This is a genomic window from uncultured Veillonella sp. (assembly GCF_963524655.1).
Taxonomy (GTDB): Bacteria; Bacillota; Negativicutes; order Veillonellales; family Veillonellaceae; genus Veillonella.
In genome coordinates, this window is the sequence record NZ_CAURHA010000002.1 from 26979 (window position 1) to 47645 (window position 20667).

Consider the following 20667-nt stretch of genomic DNA (forward strand, 5'->3'; position numbering starts at 1 on the left):
TGTTTTTAAATATTAGATACCTTAATAGTGATTTACTACTAATTGAATAGAATAAAAATTCGAATCATAAATTAGTATATATAAATTAAAGTAATATTGATGTAAATGTACTCTTTATAGTATACACATTTTTCGGCTATTCATTAATACACCTATACGTATAATTACACTATATCGAATTTTTTAGTTTACTTATAGTAATGTAAGTGTTATACTATGCATAGATACAAAACGTATCTTTAATAAATTGGAATTAAAACTCTTAGGAGGAATACAACATGGAAAAACGTACTGGCGTAGTAACATTTGCAGGTGGCCCTATCACATTAGTTGGTCCAGAAGTTAAAGTAGGTCAACAAGCTCCAGACTTCACAGTAATTGGCAATGACTTACAACCTAAAACATTAAAAGATTTCGAAGGTAAAGTAAAAGTTATCTCCGTTGTTCCTTCCCTTGATACAGGCGTTTGTGACGCTCAAACTCGTTGGTTCAACCAAGATGCAACTTCTCTTTCCGAAGACGTTGTAGTATTGACAGTATCTATGGACTTGCCATTCGCTCAAAAACGTTGGTGTGGTGCTGCTGGCGTAGATAAAGTTATTACTTTATCCGACCACAGAGATGCTTCCTTCGGTGAAAACTATGGTTTCTTGATCGAAGAACTTCGTCTTTTATCTCGTGGTGTTGTAGTAATCAACAAAGACAACAAAGTAACTTATGTTGAATACGTACCTGAAGTAACTCAAGCAGTTAACTTTGACGCTGCATTAGAAGCTATTAAAGCTGATATCTAATTGTTGGATTATTAATTCGTTTATATTATATAGACGTTAAAAAGACCGTACGGTGTACGGTCTTTTTTATGTGTTGTGTTGTAATTATATTTTAATTGGAGTATTTATGTGGATTCGTATTTCTCGTCTTCTATTAACCATTAAAAATATTGCCCTTATAGGTGTGGGCATTGGTCTATGCATTGCAATGATTAATAGTTTAATAAACTTTGGTTTCATTGCATGGGCTAATATTCAAGGCTATAGCACATATGATTTATTGATTGAAGAATTAATTACCTTCTTCCTTTACTTTGAGTTTATTGCACTCATCGTAAAGTATTTTAAGAACAACTTCCATTTCCCTCTTGATTTTTTCTTATATATTGGCATTACTGCATTAGTTCGGTTACTCATTATAGATCATGAATCGGCTTTAGATATGTTATTATGGTCTATTTCTATTTTTGTATTAGTATGTTGTTTAGTTTTAGTAGAAAGATTCCTTAATAATAAAGAATAATATTATATATTTGTTCGTCTATATATAAAGACCATATTATATGACTAATGAAAAAGAGACTTTACCTATTGGTAGAGTCTCTTTTTCATTTTCATGTTATGTGATTTAAATATGGCCTACTATCTTAGAAAATATTTTTAGCGTAATTAGCGTATTTAGCCTCTAGTTCTTCCATTTTATCATTCATTTCAATTTGTAATTTGGAAGCTAAATCATATTCACTAGCATTTAAAGCTTCTGTTAAACGTGTGAATAAAGATTTGCGATCATCACTATCTTTAGCAAGGTAGAAACGTAAATCGTTAACTTCAGCAAAACGTTTATCATCTACGCTGTTACGACTATCTGTGTGAATAGCAACCATATTACGAACTGCATCGAGATTATTTGGGATCAAACGATTAGCTAGAACAAGTTCCCAACGTTTTAAAATAGATGCGATGAAGGATTCCATCAAATCTTTAGCAAAAGCATCACCTTGAGATAATGTTTCTACTAATTCAGGATTGTTATAGTAACCTTTTACATTTTCCCATACCGTAGCAGGAGCTACGCCGAACATTTGATTACGTTCTTCTTGTGTGAAATCATCAAATACATCTTTTTCTGTACGGTAAGCGCGATTAGTATCAAGATAATCTGCTGATTCGCCAACCTCTTTAGAAATCTCAGCTAATAATTGAGCTTGAGTTTTACCACAAGTAATAGCATATTTCATACCATCAAAAGCAGAAACGAAAATCAATGCTAATGCAGTATATGTATTAGTGTATGGATTTGGAGAACGCAATTCAAAACGTGTAGCCATTGGATTATCGATATCGCGAATTAAACCGCAAAGAATTGTACGGTTACGATTTGGTTCGGATGGATCGGTACCAAAGGATGTTACAATACATACTGGTGCTTCGAAGCCTGGTTTTAAGCGGTTTAAAGCATCTGTTGTGGAGCTAATGAATGGATTAATAGCCTCATAATGTTTTAAGAGACCCATAATTGCACCAATACCCAAAGAGCTACAAGCCTCTTTACGCATATCTTCTGGGCTAAATAAGTTAACTAATTTACCAGATTTAAGTTTTGCCATTACACCAAAGTGAGTATGTTCACCAGAACCAGCAACACCGATAATTGGTTTAGCATTAAAAGTTACATCAAGACCGTTTTCACGGAATACTTCACGTACTATAATTCTGGCTTGCAATTCATTGTCTGCAGTTTGTAATGGATTATTACAGAATTTCCAGTCAATTTCTAATTGTTCAAGTACAACAGCTTCATGGCCGAACTCGTCAAGTTTAGCTTTAACGCCGCCTACCTCTTTATGGCCCATTTCAGCAACCATGCCATATTTATCAAGACGTTCAACAGCTTGTTCTAAAGCAGTACGAACGGTGCCATGTGTACGTTGCCAATATTGTTCTTGTAATTTTTGAGATACAGATAATTCTTTCTTAGTAACTGTTCTAGCAGGCGTTTTAACCCAGAACTCTAACTCTGTAGCGGATGTAAAAATAATATCTACTACATCATCAGATTTAACATGTGGCATACCTGGCAAGCCATGTTCTTTAATTAAATTTAATAATTCAGTTTTTACATAGTCACAGCTGCGTTTCAAAATAGAACGAGAATCTACGTAACGGTAATTGTGCATCAAGAAAGCAGGAATACGTAGTGTACCAGTTGGTAAGCCTGTTGCAGGATCAATATTTTCATAGTTGTAATCTACGAACCAGTTTACACTTGGGTCACCCCACATATCTACACGAGCATTATTTAATGTAGCAATATTTGTTAATACTACAGAAGAACCATCTGTTTGAACTGCACGACCTTCAAAGAAGGATTCATAGTCATCAAAGAAGGCAGACATAGGAATTTTTTCATCTGTATCATTACCTGCTAAATCAATACCTACTAAAGATACGAATTTAATTTCTGGATGCTGTTCTAATAATGCGAGTACACCTTCTTTACCGTATTGGCCTGCAGGAATATAATACAATAATTCATGATTAGTAGTAGCCATATCTGTTCCTCCTAAAATAAAAAAGACTCCAACAAATAGATATACGCTTACATATATCTAAAGTGGAGTCTTCGTTGACTAATTATTTTGTTGAATTCATATTATCATATGTTGAAAATATATGTCAATAAACTTCTATAGAATTTTTATCTTTTAAAAGCTATATTAGAATCAATGTATTTTCAGTACAATTAGTTAGTCATAGTAAATTTAACAATATCATTAACCAAGCAATTCTTTAACAATATTATTAACTACTTTACCATCTGCACGGCCTTTAGTTTTAGGCATAACATGTTTCATAACATTACCCATATTTACGCTATCACCACACGCAGTTATTGCTTCTTGTACAATTGTGCGAATTTCATCTTCAGAAAGCTGTTCTGGTAAGTATTTTTGTAATACTGCCATTTCTTCTTTAACATGACTAATTAAATCTTCACGACCAGCTTTTTCAAACTCGGTTAAAGAGTCTTGACGAGTTTTCATTTCTTTTGCCAATATACCAAGAATACCATTATCATCAAGTTCTACCTTGTCGTTAATTTCTGTATTTTTAATAGCGCTATTAACCATACGAATTACAGATAAAGCAGTTTTTCCTTCTTCACGAGCTTTCATAGCCGCTTTCATATCTTCTTTTAATTGATCTTTTAAGCTCATAGTTCCTCCTTGTTTATAAAATAAAGAAACCCCAATTCTGGATTTCATGAAGCCATGAAAAGGCAGAATTAGGGTAATCATCTTATGCTCTGAATTTGCGTTTTCTTGCTGCTTCAGATTTTTTCTTTCTTTTTACGCTTGGTTTTTCGTAGTGTTCACGTTTTCTTACTTCAGACAAAACACCCGCTTTTTGGCAGGAGCGTTTGAATCGACGAAGAGCACTTTCAAGCGTTTCGTTTTTACCGACTTTGATTTCAGACATCTATATCCCTCCCTCCAAAATTAATCTCGGGAAGTGCTGATAATTTACATACGCACATATAATATTATATGTATAGGTATAGATGTTGTCAATATTTTCCGGTATATTTTATAGGAATTTTAATAAGTATTATAAAAATAATACATTATACACAATGTTAAGCTTCTGGCCAGCCCATTTCCTCGCCACCTAATAGATGGGCATGCATATGGAATACAGTTTGACCAGCTTTACCGCCAGTGTTAAAAATCAAGCGATAACCATCTTTAGAAATACCTAATTCTTTAGCTACATCACGAACAAATGGTAGCAAACCTTCTACATAGTCAGCATTCTTTTCTGTAAGATGTGCAATATTAGATACATGGTTTTTAGGCACGATTAAAACATGGACCTTTTTCACCGGTTGAATATCATGGAATGCATAGAATTTATCGTTTTCTAATACTTTATTGGAAGGAATTTCACCATTAATAATTTTACAGAAAATGCAATCGCTCATAATTAGACTCCTTATTCAATAATTAAATAATTATCTTCTAAACCTATAACAGTACCTCCGATTAGATCACCAATCTTATGTAATCCATCAGACTTTACTTTACCATTTACATACTCATTTGTTAAGCCCATATAGTATCCATTCTCTTCCTTTTCGATGAGAATCTCACCAGGCTTACCAATGCGAGACTTAGCGTATGCTTCATAACCTGATTCACTAAGACCATTTAACAGTGCAACACGAGTCTTTTTAACGGCCTCAGGTACTTGATCAGGCATAGTTGCAGCCGGTGTACCTTCACGAATAGAATATGGGAAAGCGTGAATATGGGTAAACCCAATTTCACGTACTGTATTCAATGTTTCTTCAAAATCTTCATCTGTTTCTTGTGGGAAACCTGCAATGATATCAGTCGTAATAGATAAATCTTTAATGCGAGAACGCAACTTGGCAATGAGATCTTTATACTCTTGTAATGTATAATGACGTCTCATCAATTGTAATACATGGTCTGAACCCGCTTGTAATGGCAGGTGAAGATTTGGACATACTCGTTTATCTGTAGCCATTAATTCTACTAGCTCATCAGAAACCTCAACAGATTCAATAGATCCAAAACGAATACGATATAACTCAGGTATTTCTAATAAGGCTTTTACTACATCAGCCAAGGTAGGTCTACCTGGTAATTCCACACCATAATTACCTAAATGAATACCTGTTAGTACGATTTCGTGGAAGCCATGGTCTACTAAACGCTTAGCTTCTTCTACGATATCTTCAATTTTACGAGATTTCAGTTTACCACGAGTATATGGAATGATGCAGAAAGAGCAATAGTTATTACATCCTTCTTGAATTTTCATGAAAGCTCGAGCCTTATCTGATTCATTACCAAATAATGGCATTTCCTCAAAATTAGACTCTTTCATAATATCTCTAACAGCATTGATTTGACGTTCTGTAGATTCTAATTGCTCCACTAGCTCAACGATTTTAGATCGATTATTTGTACCAATAACAAGGTTAACACCGTCAATAGCCGCAATCGCATCTGGATCAAGCTGAGCATAACAACCAGTAACGATTACATAAGCATCTTCATTTTGGCGTTTTGCTTTCCGAATCAATTGACGGGATTTCTTTTCCCCCATATTGGTTACAGAACATGTATTAATTACATATATATCAGCTTTTTCATCGAAGTCTACGGCTTCGTAATTATTTTGTAAAAATAAACCTTTCATAGCATCTGTGTCATACTGATTGACACGACAGCCTAAGGTTGTAAAAGCAACGGTTTTCATTGCACCTCTCTATTCTTGTTTAATTTATAGTTCTAATTCATATTGAATCATCGCTAATGATCCAATGGCAGCAGTTTCTGCTCGTAAAATAGTATTACCAAGAGAAACTGATTTTCCACCACTCTCTATAATAGCATTGATTTCCTTCTCTTGATAGCCCCCTTCAGGACCAATACAAATGAGAATGTCAGTTATATTTTGATTACTATGTATTGATTCAAGTGCAGTCTTAATAGTATGACCCTCTTCATTTTCATAAGCTACTAGTTTAAATGCATCATCCTCGATTGCAAGTACTTGTGAAAGCTTTTCACCTACCACAAGTGTGGGCAGTTGATTACGCCCACATTGTTGGGCTGCTTCTAGCATAATTTTTTCCCAACGACTGACTTTTGATTGTAGTTTCTTATCATCATATTTAGCTACACAGTTTGCCGTAGATACAAGATAAATGGTATCTACATTTAACTCTGTCGCCTTTTGTAATACCCATTCTAACTTTTCGCCTTTCAATAAGGATTGAACAAGAATAGTTCGATATGATGATGCATCAGACTCGACATATTCAATAAGTTTAGCTTGTGCTAGACCATCAACTTCTTCGGTAATCTGATAAATACCACAACGATTATCACTGCCCGTTACAGTAATGGGTTTCTCCATATTATGACGAAATACATGTAACACATGATGTGTCACATCTTTTGGTAATTGTATTATTTCATCTAATGGTGTAGGGATAAATATTTTCTTCATAGCTTTTCTAACGCAAAGGTATGCCAAGGGCCCGCCACGCGTTCCTCTATAATATGCCAATGTTCAGTGATATACGGCAAGATTTCATCATACCGATCATCAATAATACCACTAATGATTAAAATGCCATTATCTTCAAGTTTCTTACCTATTTGTGGTAACAATATCTTCAAAGGGTCTACCGTTAAATTAGCTAAAATTAATTGAGCAGTACCTTCAAAGTCCGTATCTAAATTACCACAAATAATTTCGGCATGTACTTCATTGTTTTCACAGTTAATTTTTGCTTGATTGGCTGCGTATTCCTCAATATCAATACCTACTAAATGTTTTATACCTAATTGGGCGGCTACTAATAAAAGTATCCCTGTACCTGTACCGATATCTAAACATGTAACCTTATCAAGATCCATAGATTCACTATAAACTTTTAACAGCTCTGCACACGTTCTAGTCGTTTCATGGGAACCAGTGCCAAAGGAAATGTCTGAATCGATTTCTATAATTGTTTTATTATCGACGTTATCATATTCTTGCCATGCAGGTTTAATTACTATATTTGGTAATATTTCTGTAGGCTCAATATATTGTTGCCAAGAATTTAACCACGTAGATTCGTCTAGTATATGAGCATCTATTGATTTCACCGTAATATTTGCCTCTGTAAGACGTTTTTCTAAGTCTTCTTTAATCATATCGGCATCAAGTGTTGGATCAGCGTAGAGCGTTAATTTTATTAAATTAGGTTGTTTTTCAATATCTTCTTCTATAATTCCATTGTCTGCGTAATCGTCAAAAAGAGTAGTCACCTCATCGGTGGCTACTCTTTCACAGACAATGGATATTTCTATCCACTGCATATATGCTCCTTTATAGGGAATGTGATGGAACAAACCATTCCTTCACATGAGCTGTTCATTTAGTCAAAGCGTCCTTAATTTTTTCAAAGAGACTTTTGCTCACTTGTAAGTTATTTACATCTTCGTTACTTTCGTTTGCAAAGCGTAATAATAACTCACGTTGAGTATCGGTCAACTTCTTAGGCGTTTGGACAGTTACCACAATATGTTGGTCCCCTCTTTGGTTAGGGTTACGCAAATATGGAATACCTTTGCCCTTTACGCGGAATGCCGTTCCCGTTTGAGTACCTTCCGGAATCTTTAACTCTACTTTACCATCTAAGGTGTTAACTTGTATAGTCGCACCAAGAGCAGCTTGAGCAAAGCTAATATTCGCACGGCTAATAACATCATTACCATTTCGCTCAAATTCCTTATGAGGACGAACAAAGATATATACGTAAAGGTCACCCTTAGGACCGCCCAAAATACCTGGTTCCCCTTCATTAGCTACACGTAAGCGAGAACCACTATCTACACCTGCTGGAATCTTGATAGAAATCTTGCGTTTTGCAAGCATTTCACCTGTACCACGGCATTTAGAACAAGGTTTTTCAATGCTTTTACCAGTACCATGACAGCGAGAACAAGTGCGAACGGATTGCATACGCCCAAATGGAGTATTTTGAATAACCGCTTCTTGACCAGAACCATGACAGTTTGGACAAGTATCGACACGAGAGCCTGGCTCACCACCAGTACCATGACAGTGATCACATTCTTCATGACGATGCACTTCGATTTCCATAGACTTACCAAAGGCTGCATCTTCAAAGGAAATATCGATATCTTCACGCAAGTCATTACCTTTTTGAGGACCTTGTTGTTGGCGACCACCGCCAAACATGCCACCAAAAATATCGCCAAAGATATCACCAAAGCCACCAGCTTGACCGCCAAAACCACCAAAGCCGCCTTGGAAACCACCGGCGCCAGCGCCGCCTCCTTGTTTGAAGGCGTCGTGGCCGAATTGGTCATATTGAGCTTTTTTAGTTTCGTCAGACAATACTTCGTAAGCTTCGTTTGCTTCTTTAAACTTCGCTTCTGCTTCCTTTGGATTGTCTTTATTTACGTCAGGGTGGTATTGGCGTGCCTTTTTACGGAAGGCTTTTTTAATTTCATCTTGAGAGGCGTTTTTGCTAACCCCTAGGATGTCATAATAATCTCGTGCCATTAGTTACCAACCCTTCTTATTTCTTTTCGTCATCCACTACAGTGTAATCAGCATCAACTACATTGTCATCAGCTTTTGCTTGTTGGCCTTGTTCAGCACCACCAGCAGCTTGTTGTGCTTGTTGAGCAGCTGCATACATTTGTTCAGCTAATTTGTGTAATGGTTGTTCCAAAGCTTCACTGTCTTTTTTGATATCTTCGATGTTGCCTGCTTCGATAGATTTTTTCAATTTATCTTTTGCTTCTTCAACTTCTTTCAACAAAGCTGTGTCGCCTTTACCATCAAGTTCTTTCAATGCTTTTTCAGCTTGGTATACCAAGGAATCTGCATTATTTTTAATATCTAATTCTTCTTTTCTAGCTTTGTCTTCTGCTGCATGTGCTTCAGCTTCTTTAACCATGCGATCGATTTCGTCTTCTTTTAATCCGCTAGAAGAAGTGATTGTAATTTTTTGTTCTTTTTGAGTACCCAAATCTTTTGCTTTTACATGTACGATACCGTTAGCATCGATGTCGAATGTTACTTCGATTTGAGGAACCCCACGAGGAGCTGCTGGAATACCATCCAAGTTAAAGCGACCCAATGTTTTATTATCTGCTGCGAACTCACGTTCACCTTGTAAAACATGGATATCTACAGATGGTTGATTATCTGCAGCAGTGGAGAATACTTGGGATTTAGATGTAGGAATTGTAGTGTTGCGATCGATAATACGTGTGAATACACCACCCATTGTTTCGATACCAAGGGATAATGGAGTTACGTCAAGCAACAATACGTCTTTAACTTCACCTACTAATACACCACCTTGAATTGCTGCACCGATAGCAACACATTCATCAGGATTAACGTTTTTAGTTGGCTCTTTACCTAATACTTTTTTAATAGCATCTTGTACAGCTGGAATACGGCTAGAACCACCAACTAACAATACTTTATCGATATCAGAAGCGGAAAGACCAGCGTCTTGCATAGCTTTACGAGTAGGCTCGATTGTTGCTTGTACCAAGTCAGCAGTCAATTCTTCAAATTTAGCACGAGTTAATGTTACGTCTAAGTGTTTAGGACCTGTAGCATCAGCTGTGATGAATGGCAAGTTGATGTTTGTGCTAGCTACGCCAGACAATTCAATTTTTGCTTTTTCAGCCGCTTCTTTTAAACGTTGATCAGCTAATTTATCATTGGATAAATCGATACCAGATTCTTTTTTGAATTCTTCGATTAAGTAGTTCATAATGCGTTGGTCGAAGTCATCACCACCAAGGTGGTTGTTACCAGATGTTGCTAATACTTCGAATACGCCATCGCCAAGTTCAAGGATAGATACGTCGAATGTACCACCACCAAGGTCGAATACGAGAACTTTACCATCTTCATCTTTATCTACGCCATATGCAAGAGCTGCTGCTGTAGGTTCGTTGATGATACGAAGTACTTCAAGACCAGCAATAGCACCAGCGTCTTTAGTAGCTTGACGTTGGGAGTCTGTAAAGTATGCAGGAACTGTGATAACTGCTTGTTTAACAGGTTCACCCAAATATGCTTCTGCATCAGCTTTGATTTTTTGAAGAATCATTGCAGAAATTTCTTGAGGAGTATAAGACTTATCTTCTACAGTTACTTTGTAGTCTGTACCCATGTGACGTTTAATAGAAATGATTGTGTTTTCTGGGTTAGATACAGCTTGACGTTTAGCCAGTTGACCAACTAAACGTTCGCCATTTTTAGCGAAACCAACAACGGAAGGAGTTGTACGAGCGCCTTCTTGGTTAGTAATAACCGTAGGCTCGCCGCCTTCCATAACCGCAACACAAGAGTTTGTAGTACCTAAGTCAATACCAATTACTTTTGCCATAATATATGCCTCCTAAAACTTTATAATCTATTCAACAACTTTTACCATTGCTGGACGTATACAACGACCATCAACAGTGTAGCCAGTTTGTAATACTTCACATACCGTATCAGATTCAAATTCATCTGAAGGTACTCGCATGATTGCTTGATGGAAATTTGGATCAAATGGTTGACCTACTGCTTCAATAACAGCTAATCCATGTTTAGATAACATTGCCATCAAGTTTTGATGAATCATAATAAATCCATCGAGGAATAATTTTGCTTCCCCTTCTGCTGGACTTTGAACAGCCCGTTCAAAGTTATCCAATACAGGAAGAAGATCTGTTAATACATCCCCTTTAACATATCCAGCAAGTTGCTCTTTTTCTTGGTTAGTACGCCGCTTGAAGTTTTCAAAGTCCGCTTGTAAACGCTTATAGCGATTATCAAAGTCGGCTTTAAGTTCTTCTAATACTTGAGCAGCATCAGCCACAACTTCTTCAGTTGCTTCCACAGTTGTTTCCTCTACATTTGTAGCATCAACTGTTTCATCAACTGTTTCTTGTTTAATGTCTTGTTCTTCAGCCATTATATGCCCTTTCTATTTTGTTCTTTTACCATAGTTTCCATTATATGTTTCATATGAGATAGCATACCGATAATTCGGCCGTATTCCATTCGCGTTGGTCCTAGAATAGCAAGAGTTCCTATAGGCTGATCTTGATTAGTAAAATCAGCTTGTACCACACTCATCGATTGTAGTGCTTCTGTTTCATTCTCTATACCAATCTTAACCTTAACTGGTGTTGGTGAATCATCTTTTAATAACTGTCCCAATTGATTTTGTTCTTCCACTAATGAAAGCAAGGGTTGTACCTTTTCAACAGACTTAAACTCTGGTTGATTTAACAACTCTGTGGTACCTACCGAATAGAACAACTTACGTTTATTAATAGCTCGTAATAATGTTTCCGAAAGGATTAATAAAATCCCCTGCGGACCTTCCATATGAATCAATAAGTTTCCAAGTGCTTCAGCCGTTACATGACCAATACTTACATTCTGTAATGCATTGCTAAATTGCATAGCTAGACTTTGTAAAAGTTCTGGTGAAATACTTTCACCAAAGTACATCAGCTCATTATCAAGTGCACCTGTTTCGGTGATAACTACCATAATGGCTTGATGACTATCTAGCGGTAATACATGAATGTATTTAATTAATGCTCTATCATGGGCTGGTGCCAAGAATAAACTCATGCTATGGCTCACTTGTGAAAGTAGTTTAGCCATATTTAAGAAGAGCTCACTCGTCGATCCATTGGAATGTTTCCATAACATTTCAATTTTTTCAGCATCCTGTAATGGAACAGGTTGTTGACTCAACATGGAATCAACATATAAGCGATAGCCCTTAGCTGAAGGAATACGTCCAGCCGATGTATGAGGTTGCTCTAAATAGCCTAATTCCTCTAAATCGGACATTTCGTTCCGTACTGTAGCAGGACTAATACCAAGATCATAATTCTTAGCAATCGTTCGAGACCCTACAGGTTCTGCGGATTTAACGTAGTCTTCAATTATGGCTCGCAAGATGCGCTGTTTTCTTTCATCCATAATGACACCTCTTGTTAGCACTCATAAACTTTGAGTGCTAATCGCATGTATAATATTATCACATTGGTAAAAATTGTCAAGCGAAAAAAATACCGAAAAAGTCAAATAATATCTGTTTAGTCAAAAAGACAATTATATATTTTCAAGTAATTAGTCAAAAAATCAAAGTATAGCAATAAGAAAACACTTATACTATCTCACTTTATGTCATCTTCTAAATTTATTAATTAAATTGATTTAATCTAATTAATAAATTTGGTAAACCTATAAAATAGTATAAGTGTTTTAATGTATTGGATTAAATTGTTATCGTTACGGAAAAATTTGGGACTATTCGATTATGATGTTTTATTACTATTACAACTAAATAATTATAGCTCTATACCTTCCAGTGGATTCCCTAATCTAGCTAATAATTTACCCATACGCTCACGAGGTTCACCGTGTTCAGCGTACCAATCAACTAAAATATCGACAGCTTTTTTAGCTTGTTCTACTGTTAGATTTCTAGCTAATATAGTCCCTGCTTCAGGCTTAATTCCTGTATTACCACCAACTGCAAGCATATAACCTTTAGAGGTTCCAATAAAGGCAATATCTTTTACCATTGCATCTGGGCAATTACGACCACATCCACTGATGCCAATTTTGCACTTGTGTGATGTTTTTCGTCCGTAATGTTTTCTCTCTACATAATCAGCCAATTCTTTAGTTTCCATTTGGCCATTTTTACAATAGCCTTTACCTACGCAGGCAATTAAAGAATTTACACCTCTATGAACAACTGTAGTCACGCCTTCTGGTAATTCAGAGATAAGTTTTTCCTTATCGTCTTTTTCAATACCGGTAATTTGTAAACCAGTTACTACATGGCGGAAAGATCCACCATATTTTTCAGCTAATTCTATGCATGCCTTCATTTGATCTAAAGTAAATTCATTATGTAAACCGTGTATTATGACAGATGTCTTCATCGTTCCTCCTCAAATCTAGCATGCTTATTCATCATCATCCTATTTATACTAACATATTAGATTTTGAGAAACTGTGAGAAATTACTCTCGAATAAATTGACTAAATACATAGTTACCATGCTTAGCCCCTTCAAAACTTAAATGATAACTACCATTTTGATACTCTAATAAGCCTTTAGTAACTAAATCTTCTAATATATTGCCAAATAAATTATGAACAGATACGCCAAATCTATCCTCAAATTTTTGCTCATCAAGGCCCCACTTAGTGCGAAGCGCTAAGAAGCAAAAGTCCTCTTGCGCGCGCTCTACAGTAATAGTCTCTGTATCGATAGTAGGCATAGTATATCGATCAACCGCTTGTATATAAGGCATCACATTTCGGTTGTTGCTACGGCGAATACCATCATAGAAGGAATGAGCACCAGCACCAAATCCTAAGTAGTCTACATAGTGCCAATATTTTAAATTATGACAGCTATAAGAACTATCTTTAGCAAAATTAGAAATTTCGTATCGTTCAAAACCTTGATTTTTCAATCCTTCCATCATTGTATCATACATCGCTTCATCAATGCTTTCACTAGGAATAGAAATAAGATTCTTTTGAACTAAATGATATAAATATGTTCCTACCTCTACTTGTAAGCCATACGTAGAAATATGATTAATTGGTAAATCTTTAAGGATATGTAAATTATGTTGAATATCTTCTAATGTTTGTCGTGGCAAACCATAAATCAAATCTATATTGATATCTGTAAAGCCTGCCTCTTTAGCTTCATAAACAGCTTGTTTAGCCTTTTCCCCATTATGACTGCGATGCAGCATGGTAAGCGCCTTATCATCAAAGGTTTGAACACCAAAACTAATGCGATTAAAACCTAGTTTAACTAACTGAGTTAGATACTGTAGATCTATTTCACCAGGATTAGACTCTATAGTCATATGACAATCGTCAGTAATAGTAAAAGTACTTTTGATTTTATCTACAATCATCTGTAACTGTTGAATTGATAATTCAGTAGGTGTACCACCACCAAAATAAATAGTATCAATAGGTTTAGATTTAGACTCTGGGTGTTCCGAAACCCACAAATCCATTTCTTGTACTAATGCATATACATAAGTTTCGTAATAATCTTGTAAATTTTGATAGGCTGGAAAATCACAATACATACATTTCTGTTTACAAAAAGGGATATGGACATACAAGCCCATATCCCCAAGTGTAGACAGATTCAGGATATTAGAATCTGTTTTCATTATATTAGTCCTCAACCTTGAGAATAGCCATAAATGCTTCTTGTGGAATCTCTACAGAGCCCACAGACTTCATACGTTTCTTACCAGCTTTTTGTTTTTCTAAGAGTTTACGTTTACGAGAAATATCACCGCCGTAACACTTCGCCAAAACGTCTTTACGCCACGCTTTTACAGTCTCACGAGCCACAATTTTTGTACCTACTGCTGCTTGAATAGGAATTTCAAACATTTGACGAGGAATGAGTTCTTTTAATTTTTCTGCTAATGCACGACCACGTGTTGCAGCACGATCCTTATGTACGATAATGGATAACGCATCTACTGGATCACCATTTAACAGAATATCCATCTTAACCATTGGAGACTGTTTATAGCCAATCAATTCATAGTCAAGAGAAGCATAACCCTTGGTAGCAGATTTCAATTTATCAAAGTAGTCGTAAATAATTTCACTCAATGGCAAGTGATATACAACAGATACACGTGTTTCATCCAAATATTCCATAGATTGATATTCACCACGTTTATCTTGAGATAACTCCATAATAGTACCAACAAAGTCTTTAGGTACAATAGTAGTAGCTTTTACATAAGGTTCTTCAATGTAGTCGATTTCTGTAGGAGGTGGCAATTTAGCAGGATTATCTACTTCTAGCATTTCTCCATTTGTTTTATATACCTTGTAGTTTACAGATGGAGCGGTCGTAATGAGCGTTAAATTATATTCTCGCTCTAACCGTTCTTGAATAACGTCCATATGTAAAAGTCCAAGGAAGCCACAACGGAAACCAAAACCCAATGCCAAGGATGTTTCGGCTTCATATTCTAAGGCAGCATCATTAAGCTGTAATTTTTCTAATGCATCACGAAGATTTTCGTAATCTTTAGACTCTGTCGGATAGAGACCACAGTATACCATAGATACAGCTTTGCGATAACCTGGCAATGGTTCTGTTGCAGGATTGTTTGCCAATGTTACCGTATCACCTACATGACAGTCTGCTACATTCTTAATACTTGCCGCAATACAACCTACAGAACCACATGGTAATTCCTGAACAGGCACAAGATTTGGTGTAAAGATACCGAGCTCAGTTACATCAAAATCCTTATTATCATGCATCATGCGAATGGTATCTTTTGCCTTGATAGTGCCTTCTTTTACGCGTACATACGCAATAGCACCTTTATAGGAATCAAAGCGGCTATCAAAAATCAAAGCTCTCGTAGGTTGATCGGATTTATCTGGTGGCGCAGGCACCTTATTTACAATAGCTTCTAAAATATCAGGGATACCGATACCAGATTTAGCAGAACATAATACAGCATCAGATGCGTCTAAACCAATGATATCTTCAATTTCATGTTTTACTCGATCAGGATCTGCAGAAGGCAAGTCAATTTTGTTGATAACAGGAATAATTTCAAGATCATGTTCTAAAGCGAGATACACATTTGCCAACGTTTGAGCCTCTACACCTTGTGCAGCATCTACTACTAGTAATGCACCTTCACAAGCTGCAAGAGAACGAGAAACTTCATAGCTGAAATCCACATGACCCGGAGTATCGATGAGATTCAAAGTATACTCTTCTCCATCTTGTGCTTTATACAAAATTCGAACAGATTGCGCTTTAATAGTAATACCACGTTCTCGTTCTAAATCCATGGAGTCCAAAACTTGAGCCTCCATTTCACGCTTTTGTAATGTGCCAGTATATTCAATTAATCTATCGGCTATGGTAGATTTACCATGGTCAATATGAGCTATAATACAGAAGTTTCGAATCTTTTTCGTTGACATACTATGTAAACAAGTTCAAGGAACTTGTATTCTCCTTTCTAACATACGCGATCGATAACAGCACCTCCTAATAGTTGAGTGCCATTATAAAAGGCTACGGACTGACCTGGGGTTATAGCCCGTTGTGGTTCTTCGAAGATAACTTCCATCGTATCATCATCTAAGATACGTGCAGTACAAGGTGAAGGATTTGCTGCATAGCGAATTTTACCTTCTGCTTTTAATTCTTTATGAATTGTATCATCCAGGAAATTATAGAACTTACAAATCATACGATTTGTAAAGAGTCGTTCATTAGGACCTACGATAACCTCGTTGCGATCACCGTTAAAGCCAATAACGTATAATGGGTGCTTATATGCAATACCAAGACCTTTACGTTGACCAATAGTGTAATTAAATAAGCCATTATGCTTACCTAATACCTCACCATCTTCAGTAACAATATTACCAGTTTTTGGTTTTGCCTTCATTTCTTCTACTACCAGCTTTTGATAGTTACCATGAGGCAAAAAACAAATATCTACGCTATCTGGTTTCTTCGCTACTGGTAAATCATATTCAGCAGCTAGTTTACGTGTTTCAGTCTTACATTGTCCACCTAGTGGGAACATGAGGTGACTCAAAATGCGTTGGTTCATATTGTACATGACATAGCTTTGGTCTTTGGTAGGATCAACGCCTTTATGTAATTCATATAAACCTGTTTCTTCATTGAAATTAACTTGTGCATAATGACCTGTAACCATATGAGTGGCTCCAAGTTCAAGAGCACGGTTGAGCATCAAATCAAATTTGATATTTTTATTACAGAATACACAAGGATTTGGTGTACGACCATAGGCATATTCTTTTACAAAGTAATCTACTACATTCTCGTAGAATACATCGCGAGCATCAATAACATGATGCTCAATACCAAGAAAATCACACATCTTCTTAGCATCTGTTACAGCGAGAGGTACTGAATCATAAGGTGTACCACTCACCCACAACCATAGGGTAATACCAAATACTTTATAGCCTTGTTTTAGTAGCATTGCAGCAGTTAAAGAACTATCTACGCCGCCACTCATAGCTACAGCGATAACTTTTTCCATACTTTCTCCTTTTAATGATCTCTTGATCATAAAACTAATCAGGGTGAAAGCCTGACGTGTAAAACACTAGTTCGGTGTAAAAGTCCGAGTAGTATTGCTATGAAATTATAGCAACTTATATTATAGCCTAGAATTAGGTACATTGAAAAGATTTGAAATAAAAAGAATCCCTTTCATCAAAAGAAAGAGATTCTAATTATTATCTATGTTTTAGTAATTCTTCTGCAGCACCTAAAATACCTAGCATGGAATGTTCAAATACAAGTCCACCTTGCATGAAAATTGTATACGGAGGACGAACAGGACCATCTGCACTTAATTCAATAGAAGAGCCTTGTACAAAGGTACCACCAGCCATGATGATTTTATCTTCGTACCCAGGCATATCACCAGGAATAGGATGTACGTGAGCATCTACAGGAGAATATGCTTGCATACCTACACAGAAGTGCTCCATTTCTTCTCCATTTTTTAGATTAATAGCTTGAATTAAATCATAGCGATCAGCATTTACCTTAGGGAATACATCATACCCTAACAATTCACCTACTGCAGCTGTATATACAGCCCCTTTAAGAGCTTGTAATACTACGTGAGGAGCCATAAACAAGCCTTGGAAGAATAAACGGTAACCAGGCGCATATGAGCCCATATGATCACCAAGTCCTGGAGCAGTGAGTTGGTACGCTGCATCTTCTACTAAGTCTTCACGACCTACGATATAGCCACCTGTTGGTGCTAAGCCGCCCCCTGCATTCTTAATGAGTGAACCAGCCATAATATCTGCACCAGCTTCTAAAGGTTCTTGCAGTTCTGTAAACTCACCATAACAATTATCTACAAAACAAATCGTATTCGAGTTTTTAGCTTTTACAGCATCTACAATAATCTTAATATCTGCAATAGATAATGGTTCACGCGTACTATAACCACGAGAGCGTTGAATCACTACTACTCGCGTATTGTCATTAACAGCATTAGCAATGGCTTCTACATCATAGGTATTGTCCTTTAACGGTACCTCAGTATAGGTAAACCCCTTTTCTATTAGAGAGCCACGCACCTCACGAGATGCACCGATAACAGACTGCATCGTGTCGTATGGAGCCCCTACTGCATAGATAAACTCAGTCCCTTTTGAACCATTCCCCATTAAAGAAATCAACGTTGTTGCTAGTGCATGAGTACCAGATACAAAATGGGGACGAACGATGGCTTTTTCACCTTTAAATACATAAGCGAATACTTCGTCTAACTTCTCACGGCCCACATCGTTATAACCATAACCAGTAGTACCTGTAAAATGATAGTCAGATACTTGGCACTCTTTAAAGGCTTCTAATACCTTTTTTGTATTGGCTAATGCAATAGGTTCAAACTTTTTAAATTCAGGTTCAGCCATCTCAAGGGCTTTACTACGTATTTCTTCTAATGTCATGCTAATCCTTCTCTACGAATTAATTCCATAGCTTTATTAAATATAAAATCTTTAGATGTATTATTATCAATATGAATCCATTCAATATATGGCATGCGCTTATACCAAGTGATTTGTCGCTTTGCGAAGTGACGAGTATTTTTCTTGATCAAATCTCTACATTCATCAAGATTAATAGTGCCATTTATATAGTCTACAACCTCTTTATAACCAATCCCCTTAAAGGCTTGGCAATCAGGATTTACACCGGACTTAACAAGTTGCTCAACCTCTTCAATTAAGCCTGCAGCAAACATCATATCGACGCGTAAATTAATGCGTTCATATAACTGATCACGATTTCTCATAAGACCAATAACAGGCCCTTTATAAGATATGCCATCTTTAGTCTGATTACGTAACGAATCTACATCGCCATGATGCAATATTTCAATAGCTCGATATAAACGATGCTTATCATTATATTGAATTTCTATATTGTGTTTTGTTCCTAATGTGAAAGCATATTCTCGTAAACCATCAATACCTTTAGTATTAAATAGCTCATCTAGTTCTAATCGTAAATTTTCATCAGGCTTAACGTCATTAAAGTTATAGTTCTCTAATAACGATTGAACATATAACCCGGTACCACCAGATAAAATAGGTAGAATATTCCTGTCATTTAATCTACCAATTATCTCTTTAGCTTGATTTTGGAAAATAGACACTGAATATGAATCATTTGGTTCTAATATATCGATAAGATGATGTTTTACCCGCTTAAGTTCATCCGCTGATGGTTTAGCAGTACCAATATTGAGTTGTTTATATACTTGGTAAGCATCACCAGAAATAACCTCAGCATGTAGCTGTTCTGCTAAGTCCAAGGTAAGATCTGTTTTACCTACCGCCGTTGGTCCAACGATGGTAATTAAGGGATTCACATTAACTCCTTCATATATACACCATAGCCTATACGACTATATTTTCCGCCCACCCATTGATGGGGTGGATAGTTTTGAAAGACCGAACTAAATGGTCGTTCTTTAATAATAACACCATACGTGGCAACACGCATAGCCTGTGCCATGATTTTATCATCTATATGACTTTCCACAGTATGTCCTCGAAGAGGTTTGAATTGAGGACTTTCCTCTACAGGAACTTCAAACATAGGATCAAAATAAATAATATCAATACTATTGTCAGATAGATTTGGTAAATAGTGTTCAAAGGTATCATGATTTACTTTAATACGTCGCAATGCATTCGTTACACTATCCTCACTATGAATATAATGAGCTAAACCATGACTAGTAGCAAGCCATATAGGTAAAGACCCTTCTAGGCCAGTTATTTGAGCCTGTGGGTAACCATAACTCACTATAATACTGTCACTACCAAGGCCAATTGTACAATCTAAAAACGTAAATCTAGCTTTATTAGATAATCCTTTTTTATCTAATATGACTTGTACCGCATTAACTAGATGATCGCCTTCACCACGTTGTAAACGTAATATACGTAATTGAGCCATAGACAAATGAAAGGTATGTTGTTGATTTTCTGGAAAATGAATCGTTAATCCAGAACCAGCAAGAACCGCAATATATTCGCATTGATACTTACCGAATAAGGCTAGTATCGATGTTTTGCCTCGTTTTATATAGGTCATATGCATAGAGGAAGCCAAAACTTTGGCTTCCTCTTGAATGGCCTCATTAGATTTTTGAGCTGTAGTTAAAATATTCAT

20 protein-coding genes are annotated in these 20667 nt (G+C 36.3%); 2 read left to right on the top strand and 18 right to left on the bottom strand.

The window, feature by feature from the left end:
• Positions 1–278 precede the first annotated feature (278 nt).
• Positions 279–794, top strand: coding sequence for a thiol peroxidase (gene tpx / locus RYM16_RS00840; RefSeq protein ID WP_273298053.1), 516 nt, complete (start codon positions 279–281; stop codon positions 792–794).
• A 106-nt stretch (positions 795–900) separates the two neighbouring features.
• Positions 901–1296, top strand: a complete 396-nt coding sequence (locus tag RYM16_RS00845) for a phosphate-starvation-inducible protein PsiE (RefSeq protein ID WP_105097987.1) — start codon at positions 901–903, stop codon at positions 1294–1296.
• 124 nt (positions 1297–1420) lie between these two features.
• Here the strand turns inward: RYM16_RS00845 and RYM16_RS00850 are convergent, their stop codons facing one another.
• The 18 genes from RYM16_RS00850 to RYM16_RS00935 all read right to left on the bottom strand — a co-directional run bounded on the left by RYM16_RS00850 (position 1421) and on the right by RYM16_RS00935 (position 20667).
• Positions 1421–3328, bottom strand: a complete 1908-nt coding sequence (locus RYM16_RS00850; protein WP_314981791.1) for a glutamine synthetase — start codon at positions 3326–3328, stop codon at positions 1421–1423.
• A 222-nt stretch (positions 3329–3550) separates the two neighbouring features.
• Entirely contained in the window at positions 3551–3994 is a 444-nt protein-coding gene (locus RYM16_RS00855; protein WP_288991472.1) for a GatB/YqeY domain-containing protein, read from the bottom strand.
• 82 nt (positions 3995–4076) lie between these two features.
• Complete coding sequence (gene rpsU / locus RYM16_RS00860) at positions 4077–4256, bottom strand: 30S ribosomal protein S21 (RefSeq protein ID WP_004695751.1); 180 nt, start codon at positions 4254–4256, stop codon at positions 4077–4079.
• A 157-nt stretch (positions 4257–4413) separates the two neighbouring features.
• The gene (locus RYM16_RS00865) at positions 4414–4758 is read right to left on the bottom strand and encodes a histidine triad nucleotide-binding protein (protein ID WP_009351489.1); all 345 of its coding nucleotides are present in this window, start codon (positions 4756–4758) and stop codon (positions 4414–4416) included.
• An 11-nt stretch (positions 4759–4769) separates the two neighbouring features.
• Complete coding sequence (mtaB, locus tag RYM16_RS00870) at positions 4770–6065, bottom strand: tRNA (N(6)-L-threonylcarbamoyladenosine(37)-C(2))-methylthiotransferase MtaB (protein WP_314981793.1); 1296 nt, start codon at positions 6063–6065, stop codon at positions 4770–4772.
• Positions 6066–6089: 24 nt separating this feature from the next.
• Positions 6090–6821 (bottom strand): 16S rRNA (uracil(1498)-N(3))-methyltransferase, encoded by a 732-nt coding sequence (locus tag RYM16_RS00875; protein WP_265137250.1) that lies wholly within the window; start codon positions 6819–6821, stop codon positions 6090–6092.
• Positions 6818–7681 carry a 50S ribosomal protein L11 methyltransferase gene (locus RYM16_RS00880; protein ID WP_314981795.1) on the bottom strand — a complete coding sequence of 288 codons (864 nt, stop codon included), beginning with the start codon at positions 7679–7681 and terminating at the stop codon, positions 6818–6820. Before RYM16_RS00880 ends, RYM16_RS00875 begins: the two co-directional genes overlap by 4 nt.
• A gap of 55 nt (positions 7682–7736) precedes the next feature.
• Entirely contained in the window at positions 7737–8894 is a 1158-nt protein-coding gene (gene dnaJ, locus RYM16_RS00885; protein ID WP_314981796.1) for a molecular chaperone DnaJ, read from the bottom strand.
• A 16-nt stretch (positions 8895–8910) separates the two neighbouring features.
• Positions 8911–10749: a molecular chaperone DnaK gene (dnaK, locus tag RYM16_RS00890; RefSeq protein WP_009351438.1), complete on the bottom strand. Its 1839-nt coding sequence runs from the start codon at positions 10747–10749 to the stop codon at positions 8911–8913.
• Between the two features lie 27 nt (positions 10750–10776).
• Positions 10777–11322 (bottom strand): nucleotide exchange factor GrpE, encoded by a 546-nt coding sequence (gene grpE / locus RYM16_RS00895; RefSeq protein WP_288991476.1) that lies wholly within the window; start codon positions 11320–11322, stop codon positions 10777–10779.
• On the bottom strand, positions 11322–12350 hold the full coding sequence (hrcA, locus tag RYM16_RS00900) for a heat-inducible transcriptional repressor HrcA (protein WP_009351507.1): 1029 nt from the start codon (positions 12348–12350) through the stop codon (positions 11322–11324). Before hrcA ends, grpE begins: the two co-directional genes overlap by 1 nt.
• Before the next feature lie 371 nt (positions 12351–12721).
• Positions 12722–13324, bottom strand: coding sequence for a nitrite and sulphite reductase 4Fe-4S domain protein (locus RYM16_RS00905; RefSeq protein WP_009351445.1), 603 nt, complete (start codon positions 13322–13324; stop codon positions 12722–12724).
• 81 nt (positions 13325–13405) lie between these two features.
• A complete protein-coding gene (hemW, locus tag RYM16_RS00910) occupies positions 13406–14590 on the bottom strand; it encodes a radical SAM family heme chaperone HemW (protein ID WP_314981798.1) in 1185 nt (394 codons plus the stop codon).
• Positions 14591–14594: 4 nt separating this feature from the next.
• On the bottom strand, positions 14595–16394 hold the full coding sequence (gene lepA, locus RYM16_RS00915; protein ID WP_009351505.1) for a translation elongation factor 4: 1800 nt from the start codon (positions 16392–16394) through the stop codon (positions 14595–14597).
• Between the two features lie 38 nt (positions 16395–16432).
• Complete coding sequence (gene mnmA, locus RYM16_RS00920) at positions 16433–17494, bottom strand: tRNA 2-thiouridine(34) synthase MnmA (protein WP_314981800.1); 1062 nt, start codon at positions 17492–17494, stop codon at positions 16433–16435.
• Between the two features lie 199 nt (positions 17495–17693).
• A complete protein-coding gene (locus tag RYM16_RS00925; RefSeq protein WP_314981802.1) occupies positions 17694–18932 on the bottom strand; it encodes a methionine gamma-lyase family protein in 1239 nt (412 codons plus the stop codon).
• Positions 18929–19858, bottom strand: coding sequence for a tRNA (adenosine(37)-N6)-dimethylallyltransferase MiaA (gene miaA / locus RYM16_RS00930; protein WP_314357768.1), 930 nt, complete (start codon positions 19856–19858; stop codon positions 18929–18931). The genes RYM16_RS00925 and miaA overlap by 4 nt, the downstream gene beginning before the upstream one ends.
• A complete protein-coding gene (locus RYM16_RS00935) occupies positions 19855–20667 on the bottom strand; it encodes a class I SAM-dependent methyltransferase (protein WP_314981804.1) in 813 nt (270 codons plus the stop codon). Before RYM16_RS00935 ends, miaA begins: the two co-directional genes overlap by 4 nt.